This is a genomic window from Saccharothrix syringae (genome assembly GCF_009498035.1).
GTDB lineage: Bacteria > Actinomycetota > Actinomycetes > Mycobacteriales > Pseudonocardiaceae > Actinosynnema > Actinosynnema syringae.
In genome coordinates this window covers 9,336,806-9,350,198 of sequence record NZ_CP034550.1, presented here as the reverse complement: position 1 = coordinate 9,350,198, position 13,393 = coordinate 9,336,806, and the positions used below count along the sequence as shown (strand labels likewise).

The window sequence follows — 13,393 nt, the reverse complement described above, 5'->3', positions numbered from 1 at the left end:
CGTGGCGACATGGGTGTCGCCGACGACGAACGCAGACAGCTGACCGACCTGTTCCTCGAAGTGGGACCCGACGCGCCGACGCTGTGCGACCCGTGGCGCACCCGCGACCTGGCCGCGCACCTCGCGCTGCGCGAGCGCCGCCCGGACGCGGCCGCCGGCATCCTGCTCAAGCCGCTGGCCGGGCACACGCAGAAGGTCCAGGACTCCTACGCGGCCAAGCCGTGGGCCGAGCTGGTGGACCTGGTCCGCAACCCGCCGCGGCTCTCGCCGGTGTCGCTGGCGGGCGACCTGGCCAACGCGGTGGAGTACTTCGTGCACCACGAGGACGTGCGCCGGGCCCGCGACGGCTGGGAGCCGCGGTCACCCGATCCGGTGCGTGACGACCAGCTGTGGCGGCGGCTGGCCGGCATCGCCCGGCTCACCTACCGGAAATCACCCGTAGGTGTGGTGTTGCGGCGCCCGGACGGACAGTCGGTCACGGCCAGGCCCGGCGCGAACCCCGTCGTGCTGACCGGCCAGGTCTCGGAGCTGCTGATGCACGCCTTCGGCCGCGACGCCGCGCGCGTGGACTACGACGGCGCCGAGGCGGACGTGCGCGTGGTGCGGGGCCTCGACCGGGGTGTGTAGTCGCAGGTTGCCGAGGGTGACGCGGTAGATTTCCGGACATGACCGCGAGTCCAACCGCCGCACCCGGCCGACCGTTCGGCCGAGTGCTCACCGCCATGGTCACCCCGTTCGACGCCGAGGGGGCGGTCGACCTCGACCGGGCCCAGCGGCTCGCCGAGCACCTGGTCGACCTCGGCAACGACGGCCTCGTGGTCAACGGCACCACCGGCGAGAGCCCGACCACCACCGACGCGGAGAAGGCCGCCGTGCTGCGCGCCGTGGTCGAGGCGGTCGGCGACCGGGCCACCGTGATCGCCGGCGCGGGCACCTACGACACCGCGCACAGCGTCCACCTCGCGAAGCAGGCGCAGGAGGCGGGCGCGCACGGCCTGCTGCTGGTCACCCCGTACTACTCGCGGCCGCCGCAGGCGGGCATCCTGGCGCACTTCACCACCGTGGCCGACGCGGTCGACCTGCCGGTGATGCTCTACGACATCCCGCCGCGCTCGGTGGTGCCCATCGAGGTCGACACCCTGCTCAGGCTCGCCGAGCACCCGCGCGTCCTCGCGGTCAAGGACGCCAAGGGCGACCTGCACGCGGCCAGCCGGGTCATCGCGGCCACCGACCTGGCCTACTACTCCGGCGACGACCCGCTGAACCTGCCGTGGCTGTCGGTCGGCGCGGTCGGCTTCGTCAGCGTCATCGGCCACTTCGCCGCCGGCCACCTGCGCCACCTGCTCGACGCGTTCGAGGCGGGCGACGTCAAGAACGCCATCGAGATCCACCACCGGCTGCTGCCCCTGATGCGGCCGTTCACCAGGCTGCCCGGGGTCACCTACGCCAAGACCGCGCTGCGCTTGCGCGGCCTGGACGTGGGTAACCCGAGGCTGCCGCTGCTGCCACCCACCAACGAGGACATCGAGGCCGTGAAGGCCGAACTGGGAGTCAACGCGTGATCAACCCGAGCTCACCCCCGCCCCCACTGCCCGACGGAGGTCTGCGCGTCGTCGCACTGGGCGGTATCGGCGAGGTCGGCCGCAACATGACCGTGTTCGAGCACGCCGGCCGGCTGCTCGTCGTGGACTGCGGTGTGCTCTTCCCCGAGGACGACCAGCCGGGCGTGGACCTGATCCTGCCCGACTTCCGGGCCATCGAGGACCGGCTGGAGGACATCGAGGCGCTGGTCCTCACCCACGGCCACGAAGACCACATCGGCGCGGTTCCGTTCCTGCTCAAGCTGCGCCCGGACGTGCCGGTAGTGGGCTCCAGGTTCACCCTGGCGCTGCTCGCGGCCAAGTGCAAGGAGCACCGGCAGACGCCCCGGCTGGTCGAGATCGCCGACGGCGAGCGCCGCTCCTTCGGGCCGTACGACCTGGAGTTCTTCGCGGTCAACCACTCCATCCCGGACGCCGTGGCGGTGGCCATCCGCACCGCCGCCGGGCTGGTGCTGCACACCGGTGACATCAAGCTCGACCAGCTCCCCCTGGACGGCAGGCTGACCGACCTGGCGGGCTTCTCCCGGCTGGGCGACGAGGGCGTTGACCTGTTCCTGGTGGACTCGACCAACGCCGAGGTGCCCGGGTTCGTGGCGCCGGAGCGCGAGATCGGCCCGGTGCTGGAGAACGTCATCCGCAAGGCCAACCAGCGGGTGATCGTGGCCTGCTTCGCCTCCCACGTGCACCGCGTGCAGCAGGTGCTGGACGTGGCCGTGCAGTACAAGCGGCGGGTGGCGCTGGTCGGCCGGTCCATGGTCCGCAACATGGGCATCGCCGCCGAGCTGGGCTTCCTGCACGTGCCCGACGGGCTGTTCGTCGACCTCAACGAGGCCATGGACATGCCCGAGGACCAGGTGCTGTTCGTGTCCACCGGGTCGCAGGGCGAGCCGCTGTCGGCGCTGTCGCGGATGGCGCGCGGCGAGCACCGGCAGATCTCGATCAAGGCCGGTGACACGATCGTGTTGGCCTCGTCGTTGATCCCGGGCAACGAGAACGCGGTGTTCGGCGTGGTCAACGGCCTGGCGCGGCTGGGCGCGACGGTGGTGCACCAGGGCAACGCCAAGGTGCACGTCTCGGGCCACTCGCCGGCCGGCGAGCTGCTGTTCCTCTACAACGCGGTGCGCCCGTCGAACGTGATGCCGGTGCACGGCGAGTGGCGGCACCTGCGCGCGAACGCGGCGCTGGCCGTGGCCACCGGCGTGAACGAGGAGCGGGTGGTCATCGCCGAGGACGGCGTGGTGGTCGACATGGTCGACGGCAAGGCCGCGGTCAGCGGCCGGGTCGAGGTGGGCCACGTCTACGTCGACGGCCTGTCCGTGGGCGACGTGGGCGAGTCGACCCTGTCCGACCGGCTGGTGCTGGGCGAGGGCGGCTTCATCGCGATCACCGTGGCGGTGGACTCGTCGAGCGGGCGCGCGGTCGCCCCGCCGACCGTGTCGGGCCGCGGCTTCTCCGACGACCCGAAGGCCCTCGACCAGGCCGTCTCGCTGGTGGAGATGGAGCTGTCGCGCACCGAGGCCGAGGGCATCACCGACTCGCACCGCATCGCCCAGGCCGTGCGGCGCGTGGTGGGCCGCTGGGTCGCCGAGACCTACCGGCGGCGGCCGATGATCGTGCCGACGATCATCCCGGTGAACTGAGCCGACGGGTCCGGTCGGGCGCCCCCGCGCGGCGGCCCCGACCGGACCCGCTCAGCAGCTCACCCGAGCGGGACGGGATCGAACGTCCACTTGTTCTCCGCCCCGGGTTCCTGGCCCATGACGGCCATCGCGGGCTCGTCGGTCCCCGTGCGGGTGAGGTCGCGGGCCTGCTGGTAGTTGCGGATGCGCCGGTCGTTCAGGTAGTACCAGCGCTGGCTGCCGTAGGGGCCCAGGCCGCAGATGGAGACCTTGACCGCGGTGGCCGCCGCCAGGCCGGCGACGCTCTCCGCGCAGAGCCCGGAGCTGTTGTGGACGATGGCGAACCCGCCGTCGGGGTGGGGTTCGAGCGTCCAGCGCTGAGGGGCCTTCCGCTCGCACTCCGAGGTCGTGATCAGGCTGTTGACCTCGGGTTTGGTGCCCTCGGTGGTGAGGCAGTCGCCGGACCCGTTGCTGATGTAGTTCGCGCTGGCGATGCGCGCGGGGGCGGCGGTCGCCGTGGGGACCGTGACCCCGGTGATCACGGAACCGGCGGTGAGGCACACGGCGGTCGCGATCCTCGGGCCGACCCTCCGGACTGACGGCATGGGTCCTCCTGGTGCTGGTGTTCGGTTCGGTGCCGCGAGCGGCCGGTGGGGACGGGACCGCCGGAAAGCCTCTATGCGATGGGGTTGAGGTTCCACCGGTAATCGTTGGTGATGCCGGAGGGCTTCTTTTCTGCGGTGAGGGGCTTGTTGTAACCGTTTTCCTTGAGGAGGCGGGCCAGGTCGCCGTTCTTCAAGGTCTTGTCCTTCTGGTGGTCCCATTGCTCCTTGGCGTCGGTCTTCAGGCTGCACTTTTCCAAGGAGACCTTGTCCTTGTTGGCCGTGACGCATAGGCCCGTGGTCTTGTGGATGATCCTGAAGTAGTCGTCGTTGATGTAGCCGGTGCGGAACTTCTGCGCGTTGGACCTGTTGCACTCGTACCCGCGGAGGATCGTTCCCACCGGGGGTACATCGTGGTCCCCGGTGTCCATGCAAAGTCCGGAATCGGTCTTGAACTCGTAGTACACGTAGTCGGCCGAAGCCGTTCCTGCTGTCAGCACGGCTGAGGCGACGAGTGCGACCGACGCGACCGCGATCGACATCGAACGGACGAGGTTCATCCTGAAAAACTCCTTCGGTCGAATTTGCCCGATTTTTCGCGGGCCTGAACAACCTCGTGCCCGGGGCGTCGCCCCGCGGCGAGGAGGTGCGGATAAAGCACAACACGCGTTCTGCTTGATCGCCAGCGGGTGGCAGGGGCCCGCAGGGGTGAATTCCGCAGTGTCACATCGGGCTTTCCCGGTCGGTGGGGACCTGCCCGGGGAGAGCGGTTCACCGGAATTCCACCCACGTCCGAGTGGCCCGTTGGCGACGCGTGGTCACGTGCGCCGGGAAACCGCTATCCGGAAATATCAGTCCACAGAGGTGGACCAGTACCCGGTTCTCCGTCCTCCTGGGCACCGGCAGGTGCCGTGCGCGGCGATCCGGGTGACGCGGCACTGCGCCGACAGTCCGGTCCAGGTGATGTCATCCGCCTGCGCCGTCACGGCGGGTGGCTCTACCGGAATGGCTTTCCGCTCTTGTGCGGAAGAACCGGAGCGGCGGCCGGGACCCGCTCGCCGTCGAACGTCCGGTGGTGGCGCCGGGTGGACCCGCCGTACCCGACCCGCAGCGGCCCGTCCCGCCACCGGGCGTCGCTGAGGACGTGGGGGCCGGGGGGCCGGTCAGGCCGTCCGGGGTGGAGTGCAGTTGCACGTCGTCGACTTTCGCTGTTGTGCGTGCGCAACATTGGCAAGGCGTTCACCGATGTCGAGAACCGGTTCGGGACCGTTGGTCCCCACGTGATCCCTTGGGGTGGATTCGGCGCGATTGGCTGGAATCCCCTGATCAGCCCGCCCTAGCTTGCCTGCATGGAGTACAGGACGTCCAACGCGCTCAGTCGCGAACTCGGAGATGCACTGCGCCAGGCCCGACGCCGGGCGAAGGTCAGGACCAAGACTTTGTTGGAGGAACTGAGCTGGTCCGCCGGCAAGTTGTCCAAACTGGAGATCGGGATGCGCGGCACCAGCCCGGACGACGTCGCCCGCCTGGCCGGGCACATCCACGTCGACATCGGGACTTACGACAAGATCATGGCCTTGGCCCACGAGCCGAACAGCGGACACTACGTCCGGCCCCACGGTGTCGCCATGCCGGACAGCCTGCGGATGCTCATCCTCCACGAGCAGATGGCCAAGACGATCCGCTCCTACCAGACCATCGTGATCCCGGGGCTGCTTCAGACGGCGGACTACGCCCAGGCGTTGATGGGGGATGGTCTGGACGCCGACCTGGCGGTGAACGACCGGATGACCAGGCAGGGGATCTTCGACAAGCCACTTCCTCCGAAGGCCCGGTTCTTCATCTACGAGGCCGCGCTGCACCGCATGATCGGCGGCCCGCAGGTGATGTACGAGCAGATGTTGCAGTTGTTGTTCCGCGGCGGGGTGCGACTGATCCCCTTCGCTGCGGCCCTACCGCGGTCGTTGAGTTCGCCGTTCACCTTCATGACCTTCGACGACCATTTCCCGCTCACCTACGTCGAGTGCGGGTCGGTGTCGCTGTTCCTGGACACGTTCGAGGCGACCAAGGCGACCCAGCAGAGCTGCAACGACCTCGCGCGAGTGGCGCTGAGTGAGGAACAATCGCGGTCGGTGTTCGCCAAGTGGGCGGACCGGTTCGACCGACTGCGGGAGGCTGAAGATGTACCAGGAGGCGATGCTGTGGCGTAAGAGCAGCTACAGCGAGGGGGTGGGCACAGACTGCGTCGAAGTGGCGTTTGCGTCCGAAGCCGTGGGCGTCAGGGACTCCAAGAACACCACTCCGCAGTTGGCCTTCACCCCCGCCGCGTGGCGGGCGTTCGTCGCTAAGCTCTGATCAGTACTCGATCACGGAAGGGGAGGCTGATGCCGCAGACGTCCGCAGACCTGGTTGGTGCGCTCGCCTCCCAGGAGTCCCCTCGCTGAGGTCGTAGTTCCCCGGTTCCCGATTCCCGGCTCCTGGTGAGGCGCTGTCCCGAGACGACACGCGTCCGCACTCATCAGGAGCTTTGGCATGCCCAGGACTACCTTCCAAGATCATCTCGACTTCCGGCGCCTGTGGTGGTTGTCCGCGATCACCAACCTCGGTGACGGCGCGCTGCTGGCCGCCGGTCCGCTGCTGGTCGCGTCGCTGACCGGGGACCCGGTCGCGGTGGCCGGCGCGGCGTTCGCCCAGCAGGTGCCGTGGTTGCTGTTCGCCCTGACCAGCGGGGCGCTGGTCGACCGCCTGCCGCGCCGGGCGCTGGTCGCGGTGGTGAACTCGCTGCGCGCCGCCGTCCTCGGCGGGCTCGCGGTCGCCCTGCTGCTCGACGCCGCGCAGCTGTGGCTGGTCTACCTCGTGTCGTTCCTGCTCGGGACCGGCGAGACCCTGGCCGACACGGCCTACGGCGCGCTGGTGGCCAACAGCGTGCCGCGCGACCTCCTCGGCCGCGCCTACGCCCGGTTGAACCTCACCGGCACCATCGGCAACCAGCTCGTCGGCCCGCCGCTGGGCGCGGTGATGTTCGCGGCGGTGGCGGCGCTGCCGTTCGGGTTCCACGCGCTGGTCTACGCGCTCGGCGCGGTCCTGGTCACCAGGGTCGCCGGCACACCGGTCGTGGCGCGGGAGCCCGCGACCCTGATCGCCGACGTGCGCGAGGGCGTGCGGTGGCTGCTGGGCAACCCGGCGCTGCGCGTGCTGGCGCTGTGCATCCTCGTGATGAACCTGACCGGCGTCGGCGCGTTCGCGCTGTGGGTGCTCTACGCCGAGCAGCGCCTGGGCCTGACCGGCTTCGGCTTCGGCCTGTTCATCGCGGCGGGCGCGGTCGGCGGCGTGGTCGGTTCGGGGGCCTACGGCTTCCTGGAACGCCGGTTCGGCCACGTCCTGCTGCTGCGCGCCGGTCTCGTCCTGGAGTCCCTGACCTACCCGGTGCTGGCCCTGCTGCGGGACCCGTGGCTCGCCGGCGCGGTCATGGCCCTGTTCGGCGTGCACGCCGTGGTCTGGGGCTCGGTGTCGACCACCGTCCGGCAGACCCTGACCCCCGACCACCTGCGCGGCCGGGTGGGCAGCACCTACCAGCTGGCCTCGGTCGGCGGCTCGGCCCTGGGCGCCCTCGGCGGCGGCCTCCTGGCCCGCCACCTGGGCCTACTGGCCCCGTTCTGGCTGGCCGGCGCCGCAGTGGCCGCCGTCACCGCCCTGGCCTGGCACCCCCTCCGAACCGCGCGAGTCGAACCTTCCCGCCCGTAGTGTCGAACCTTCCGGACCCCCGAGTTCCACGTTCGCGCACCCCCGGCGTGGGCTCGAATGTGGAACTCGGGGGGGCTGGAGGTTCGACACGAGGGGGCTGGGGGTTCGACTCGCGCGGGTGATGGCCGGTTGGTGACAGGCGCGGGGGAGGGGCGCGGCGGGCGGCAGGCTGGCCGGATGCGCAGCGGGGACGGGCTGGTCGCGGTGTTCGGCGTGCGGGAGTTCCGGTTCCTGTGGGCGGCCGACGTGTGCTCGGTGCTGGGCGACCAGTTGGCGCGGGTCGCGCTGGCGGTGCTGGTGCACGGGCGGACGGGGAGGCGCTGTGGGCGGCGGTCGTCTACGCGCTGACCTTCCTGCCCGCGCTGCTGGGCGGGGTGCTGCTGTCCTGGCTCGCCGACCGGTACCGGCGGCGGGAGGTCATGGTCGGGTGCGACCTGGTGCGGGCCCCGCTCGTCGCCGCGATGGCGTGGCCAGGGCTGCCGCTGTGGGCGCTGTGCGCGCTGCTGGTGGTCGTGGTGCTGCTGGGGGCGCCGTTCGCCGCCGCCCGGGGGGCGGTGCTGCCGGACGTCCTGGGCGACCGGTACGACCAGGGGCCGGCGGTGCGGCAGATGACCGGGCAGACCGCGAAGCTGCTGGGCTTCGCGGGCGGGGGCGTGTTGATCGCCGCCGTGAGCCCGGAGGTGGCGCTGGTCGGTGACGCGGTCACGTTCCTGCTGTCCGCGCTGCTGCTCCGGGTCGGTCTGGTGGACCGGGCGGTCGTCGGGGCGGCGGAGCGGTCCGGCGGGTCGTCGGGGCGGGTGGCCGCCTCGGTCGCCCGCGACCCCCGGCGGCGGGTGCTGGTGCTGCCGGCGTGGCTGGTCGGCTGGTACGTGGTGCCCGAGGCGCTGGCCGCCCCGTACGCCGACGGGCTCGGCGCGGGGCCGACCGCGGTCGGGGTGCTGATGGCGGCCGACCCGCTGGGCAGCGTGGTGGGCGCGTGGCTGTTCGTGCGGTTCGTGCCCGCCGCGCTGCGGCAGCGGCTGGTGGGTGTCGTGGCGGTGGGCGCGGGGCTGCCGCTGGTGCCGTGCGCGGTGCGGCCCGGCCTGGTGGTGACGCTCGTGCTGTGGGGCTTGTCCGGGGCGGCGTCCACCGCGTACCTGCTCCAGGCGCAGGCGGGGTTCGTGCGGGCCACGCCGGAGGGGGAGCGGGAGCGGGCGGTCGGGGTGGCGGCGTCGGGGTGGTCGCGTCGCAGGGCGTGGCCGTCCTCGTCGGCGGGCTGTGGGCCGACGCGTGGGACCCGGCCACGGCGGTCGCGGTGGCCGGCGGGGTGGGCGCGCTGCTGTGCCCGGGCTGCGCGGTGGCGTGGCGGCGGGCCGACCGGCCGCTCGCCGGCACACCGCCGGCGAGCGGCCGATCAGGTCGTCACCACGTCTTGTTGACGGCGAGCCAGGTCCAGTCCCGGCTCTCCGGGCGCGCGGTCCAGTCCCTGTCGCGCATCCCGACCTCCTCTCGGTCACCCGGCCGGGCGGGGTGCCCGGCGGGGACCGGGTGTCGGGCCGCGCGCCGGTCCGCCGCCGGGGGTGGCCGGTACCGGACGCGGGCACCCGGACCGGCGCACCCCGTCAGCGGCGGACGTCGTAGACCAGCTTCTGGATGCCGTTGCCGTAGGACCGGCTCTCGACCAGCGCGAGGTCCTGCTTGTCCTTGTCGGTGTCGCTGAACAGCCGCTTGCCCGCGCCGAGCAGGACCGGGAAGACGAGCAGGTGGTAGCGGTCGATCAGGCCGGCGTCGGACAGGGAGCGGTTGAGGGCGGCGCTGCCGTGGATGATGATCGGGCCGCCCTCGCCCCCCTTGACCTCGGCCACCTCGTCCGTCGACCGCAGGACGGTGATCTCACCCCAGTTGGTGACCAGGTCCTCCTCCCGCAGCGTGGTCGACACGACGTACTTCGGCATCGCGTTGTAGCCGGGGAACTCCTCGGTCATGCCCGGCCACACCGGCGAGAACGCCTCGTAGCTGACGCGGCCCATCATCATGGCGGCGGCCTCGTCCTGCTCGCGGGCCTTGAGCTCGTAGGCGGCCTCGTCGAACTCGATGCCGTTGAAGGTCCAGCCCGTGTTGCGGTAGCCCGGCTCCCCGCCGGGGGCTTCCACGACGCCGTCGAGCGAGACGAACGCGGTCGAGATCAGGGTGCGCATCAGGTGCTCCTCGGTCGTGCTCGGTGCGGTTGTGCTCCGTGCCGTCACCAGGGCGTCGAACGGGGGCCCGCCGGATCGACACGCGTGCCGGAGTTTTTTCGACCAGGCCCGGTCAGGGCCGCCAGGGGCTGGAACCGGTCGTCGGCCGCGTGGGGTCGTGGAACTTCGGCAGGTCCGGTTCGTCGACGCGCAGCGGCACCAGGCCCTCGGTGATCGCGCGCATGATCCGCTCGTGCGCGCGCCGCGCGTCACCCGGCTTGCCGTCCACCAGGCCGGACAGGTCCACGGGCTTGCCGAAGTGCACCTTGAACGTCGGCCGGTTCCGCAGCCCCCGCAGGTAGGAGGTCAGGTAGGGCTTGGCGTCCGCCCACCCCTGCACCTTCAGGTTGCCCCAGTACACGGCCTCGTGCGCGCCCCACTGGCTCACCGGCACGACCGGGATGCCACCGCTGAGCGCCAGCCGCGCCGCGCCGGTCTTGCCGCGCTCCGGCCACAGCCCCGGGTCGAGGCTGATCCGGCCCTCCGGGTACATGGCGATCGGGTCGCCGCCGCGCTTGAGGGCCTCCACCGTGCGGTGGTACGCCTCGCCGACGTCGGCCGAGGCGCGGTCGACGCGCAGGTGCCCCGACGCCCGCAGGGCCGGCCCCAGGACCGGCGCGTCGAGCAGGCCGCCCGCGAGCAGGAAGCGGGGGGCGACGCCGAGCCGCCGGCACGCCGCGATGAGCACGAACGGGTCGAGGTTGCCGATGTGGTTGGACGCGAGCAGCAGGGGACGGCCCCTCAGGTCCGCCGGGACGTCGCCGGTGACTTCGAGTCGTCCGCTGAGGGCGACGACGGCTTCGTCGACGGCGGTCAGCACGCGCCACAGCAGTGGTGTGGACACAGCGGGCAGGCTACGGCGTGTCGACGTGCCGGCGCACCGGGTTCGGGGCAACCATGGACGACTGGCAGCGCACGTCACGTCCCACGTGACACGTGGGGCACCCGGGGCTTGAGGGACTACGGTATACACCATGGCCGGCCGATCTGGGACCTCGCGCAAGGGCACGACCCGCAGCACCGGAACCGGGTCGAAGCCCCGTGCGAGCTCGTCCCGCGCCGGCGCGTCCCGCTCCACCGCCTCCCGCTCCACCGCCTCCCGGTCCGGTGGTTCGCGGGCCAAGTCGTCCCGGGCCCCGAAGAGGCCCGCGGCCAGGAGGGCGCCCGCCCGCAGGTCCGGCCCCCCGGGTGGCTCGTTCGGCATGCTGTGGGGCTGGCTCAGCCGCGGCACCGGGGGCGTGGTGCGCGCGGTCGGCCGGGGCAAGGAGCTGGACCCCGAGCACCGCCGCGACGGCATCGCGCTCGGCCTCATCGCGCTGTCCGTGATCGCCGCGGCCGGCGTGTGGTGGCAGGCCGGCGGACCGGTGGGGCAGTGGGTCGACGTGGCCGTGCGCAGCTCGGTCGGCGGGCCCGCGGTGATCGTGCCCGTGGTGCTGCTGGCCGTCGGCGTGGCGCTGATGCGCAGCGACCCCGACCCGGAGGCCCGGCCCCGGCTGGTGATCGGCGCGGTCCTGGTGGGCGTCGGCTTCCTCGGCATGTTCCACCTCGTCGGCGGGCTGCCGATGGACCCGGTGGCGCGGCGGGACGCCGGTGGCGCGCTCGGCTACCTCGCCGGCGGGTTCCTGGCGCAGGGCCTGACGCCGTGGGTGGCGGGGCCCCTGCTGGTGCTGATCTTCGCCTACGGCCTGCTGCTCCTGCTGCACGTGCCGGTCCGCCAGGTGCCCGCGCGGCTCGGCGGGCTGCTCAACCGCCGCGGCGACCGGCTCGACGGCTTCACCGACGACCCGGAGGACTTCGCCGAGGCCGCCGAGGAGGAACCGGAGAAGCCGGTCAAGCTCCGCCGCCCCTCGCGCAGCAGGCGCGCGGCCGCGGTCGAGCCCGACGAACAGCCGGAGCTGCCGCTGGAGGAGGAACCCCCGCCGCCACCGCCACCGCCACCGCCGCCGGTCGCGCCCAAGGTCAAGGCCAAGGCGACGCCCGAGCCGAAGCCGGAGACGAGGGCCGCGCCGCTGGTGGTGCGCGCGGTGGAGGGCGACTACCAGCTCCCGCCGCCGACGATCCTCAAGGACGGCGACGCGCCCAAGGCCCGCAGCAAGGCCAACGACCAGATGATCGAGGCCATCACCGGGGTGCTCGACCAGTTCTCCATCGACGCGCAGGTCACCGGCTTCACCCGCGGCCCGACGGTGACCCGGTACGAGGTGGAGCTGGGCCCCGGCGTGAAGGTCGAGAAGATCACCGCGCTGACCAAGAACATCGCCTACGCCGTGGCCACGGACAACGTGCGGCTGCTCGCGCCGATCCCGGGCAAGTCCGCGGTGGGCATCGAGGTGCCCAACAGCGACCGCGAGATGGTGCGGCTGGGCGACGTGCTGCGCGCGCCGTCCACGGTCAAGGACGCGCACCCCATGGTCATCGGGCTGGGCAAGGACATCGAGGGCCACTTCGTCACCGCGAACCTGACCAAGATGCCGCACCTGCTGGTCGCCGGCTCCACGGGTTCGGGCAAGTCGAGCTTCGTCAACTCGATGCTGGTGTCGCTGCTGGCGCGGGCCACGCCGGACGAGGTCCGGATGATCCTCATCGACCCGAAGATGGTCGAGCTGACCCCGTACGAGGGCATCCCGCACCTGATCACGCCCATCATCACCCAGCCGAAGAAGGCCGCCGCCGCGCTGGCCTGGCTGGTGGAGGAGATGGAGCAGCGCTACCAGGACATGCAGGTCAACCGGGTGCGGCACATCGACGACTTCAACCGGAAGGTGCGGTCGGGCGAGATCACCGCGCCGCCGGGCAGCGAGCGGGTGTACCGGCCGTACCCGTACATCATGGCCATCGTCGACGAGCTGGCCGACCTGATGATGACCGCGCCCCGCGACGTGGAGGACGCCATCGTCCGCATCACGCAGAAGGCGCGCGCCGCGGGCATCCACCTGGTGCTGGCCACGCAGCGGCCCTCGGTGGACGTGGTGACCGGCCTGATCAAGACCAACGTGCCGTCGCGCCTGGCCTTCGCCACGTCGTCGCTGACCGACTCGCGGGTCATCCTGGACCAGCCGGGCGCGGAGAAGCTGATCGGCATGGGCGACGGCCTGTACCTGCCGATGGGCGCGTCGAAGCCGGTGCGCGTGCAGGGCGCGTTCGTCGCCGACGAGGAGATCTCCGAGATCGTCAACTTCGTCAAGGACCAGGCGCAGCCGGACTACACCGACGGCGTCACCGCGGCGAAGGCGGGCGAGAAGAAGGAGATCGACCCGGACATCGGCGACGACCTGGAGCTGCTGATCCAGGCGGCCGAGCTGATCGTGACCTCCCAGTTCGGCTCCACGTCCATGCTCCAGCGCAAGCTGCGCGTGGGCTTCGCCAAGGCCGGCCGGCTGATGGACCTGCTGGAGACGCGCGGCGTCGTGGGCCCCTCGGAAGGCTCCAAGGCCCGCGAGGTCCTGATCAAACCGGACGAACTACCATCGGTGGTCCACATCATCCGAGGCGGCGGCCCGGTGGACGACCCCGAGGACTAACCGCCCACCCCCGGCCGCCCACCCCGCACACCCCCCCGAACCCGCGCGTGTCCTCCACTCGGACACCGCGTGTCCTCCACTCAGACCGCG

Annotated in this window: 14 protein-coding genes; 9 read left to right on the top strand and 5 right to left on the bottom strand. The window is 71.8% G+C overall.

The features are described from left to right. Positions 1–9 precede the first annotated feature (9 nt). From EKG83_RS39095 to EKG83_RS39085, 3 genes are read left to right on the top strand one after another with little or no spacing between them, the layout of a single operon-like run. The gene (locus tag EKG83_RS39095; protein WP_033432667.1) at positions 10–627 is read left to right on the top strand and encodes a TIGR03085 family metal-binding protein; all 618 of its coding nucleotides are present in this window, start codon (positions 10–12) and stop codon (positions 625–627) included. Between the two features lie 38 nt (positions 628–665). After that, positions 666–1,562, top strand: a complete 897-nt coding sequence (gene dapA, locus EKG83_RS39090; RefSeq protein WP_033432666.1) for a 4-hydroxy-tetrahydrodipicolinate synthase — start codon at positions 666–668, stop codon at positions 1,560–1,562. Beyond that, entirely contained in the window at positions 1,559–3,241 is a 1,683-nt protein-coding gene (locus EKG83_RS39085) for a ribonuclease J (RefSeq protein WP_033432665.1), read from the top strand. The genes dapA and EKG83_RS39085 overlap by 4 nt, the downstream gene beginning before the upstream one ends. Positions 3,242–3,300: 59 nt before the next feature. On the opposite strand, the gene EKG83_RS39080 is transcribed toward EKG83_RS39085, so the two are convergent. From EKG83_RS39080 to EKG83_RS50075, 3 genes are all read right to left on the bottom strand, one after another. Next, positions 3,301–3,825, bottom strand: coding sequence for an RICIN domain-containing protein (locus EKG83_RS39080; RefSeq protein WP_170191884.1), 525 nt, complete (start codon positions 3,823–3,825; stop codon positions 3,301–3,303). 71 nt (positions 3,826–3,896) lie between these two features. Next, positions 3,897–4,382 (bottom strand): RICIN domain-containing protein, encoded by a 486-nt coding sequence (locus tag EKG83_RS39075; protein WP_033432663.1) that lies wholly within the window; start codon positions 4,380–4,382, stop codon positions 3,897–3,899. A gap of 437 nt (positions 4,383–4,819) precedes the next feature. After that, a complete protein-coding gene (locus EKG83_RS50075; protein WP_456153896.1) occupies positions 4,820–5,050 on the bottom strand; it encodes a class III lanthionine synthetase LanKC N-terminal domain-containing protein in 231 nt (76 codons plus the stop codon). 121 nt (positions 5,051–5,171) lie between these two features. Here EKG83_RS50075 and EKG83_RS39070 point away from each other — a divergent pair, with 121 nt between their 5' ends. The 5 genes from EKG83_RS39070 to EKG83_RS39055 all read left to right on the top strand — a co-directional run bounded on the left by EKG83_RS39070 (position 5,172) and on the right by EKG83_RS39055 (position 8,984). After that, on the top strand, positions 5,172–6,032 hold the full coding sequence (locus tag EKG83_RS39070) for a helix-turn-helix domain-containing protein (RefSeq protein ID WP_033432662.1): 861 nt from the start codon (positions 5,172–5,174) through the stop codon (positions 6,030–6,032). Next, positions 6,004–6,177: a DUF397 domain-containing protein gene (locus tag EKG83_RS39065; protein ID WP_084716724.1), complete on the top strand. Its 174-nt coding sequence runs from the start codon at positions 6,004–6,006 to the stop codon at positions 6,175–6,177. The genes EKG83_RS39070 and EKG83_RS39065 overlap by 29 nt, the downstream gene beginning before the upstream one ends. A gap of 177 nt (positions 6,178–6,354) precedes the next feature. Beyond that, on the top strand, positions 6,355–7,566 hold the full coding sequence (locus EKG83_RS39060; protein ID WP_033432661.1) for an MFS transporter: 1,212 nt from the start codon (positions 6,355–6,357) through the stop codon (positions 7,564–7,566). Positions 7,567–7,743: 177 nt separating this feature from the next. Continuing rightward, on the top strand, positions 7,744–7,914 hold the full coding sequence (locus EKG83_RS48725) for a hypothetical protein (protein WP_228122378.1): 171 nt from the start codon (positions 7,744–7,746) through the stop codon (positions 7,912–7,914). Between the two features lie 26 nt (positions 7,915–7,940). Further along, positions 7,941–8,984 carry an MFS transporter gene (locus EKG83_RS39055; RefSeq protein WP_063741383.1) on the top strand — a complete coding sequence of 348 codons (1,044 nt, stop codon included), beginning with the start codon at positions 7,941–7,943 and terminating at the stop codon, positions 8,982–8,984. A 183-nt stretch (positions 8,985–9,167) separates the two neighbouring features. Here EKG83_RS39055 and EKG83_RS39050 read toward each other — a convergent pair whose 3' ends face one another. Both EKG83_RS39050 and EKG83_RS39045 read right to left on the bottom strand, forming a co-directional pair. Continuing rightward, positions 9,168–9,743, bottom strand: coding sequence for a dihydrofolate reductase family protein (locus EKG83_RS39050; RefSeq protein ID WP_033432660.1), 576 nt, complete (start codon positions 9,741–9,743; stop codon positions 9,168–9,170). A 112-nt stretch (positions 9,744–9,855) separates the two neighbouring features. Continuing rightward, positions 9,856–10,626: a lysophospholipid acyltransferase family protein gene (locus EKG83_RS39045; protein ID WP_228122377.1), complete on the bottom strand. Its 771-nt coding sequence runs from the start codon at positions 10,624–10,626 to the stop codon at positions 9,856–9,858. Positions 10,627–10,756: 130 nt separating this feature from the next. Between EKG83_RS39045 and EKG83_RS39040 the strand changes: the two genes are divergently transcribed. Continuing rightward, a complete protein-coding gene (locus EKG83_RS39040; protein WP_084716722.1) occupies positions 10,757–13,303 on the top strand; it encodes a DNA translocase FtsK 4TM domain-containing protein in 2,547 nt (848 codons plus the stop codon). Positions 13,304–13,393 lie beyond the last annotated feature (90 nt).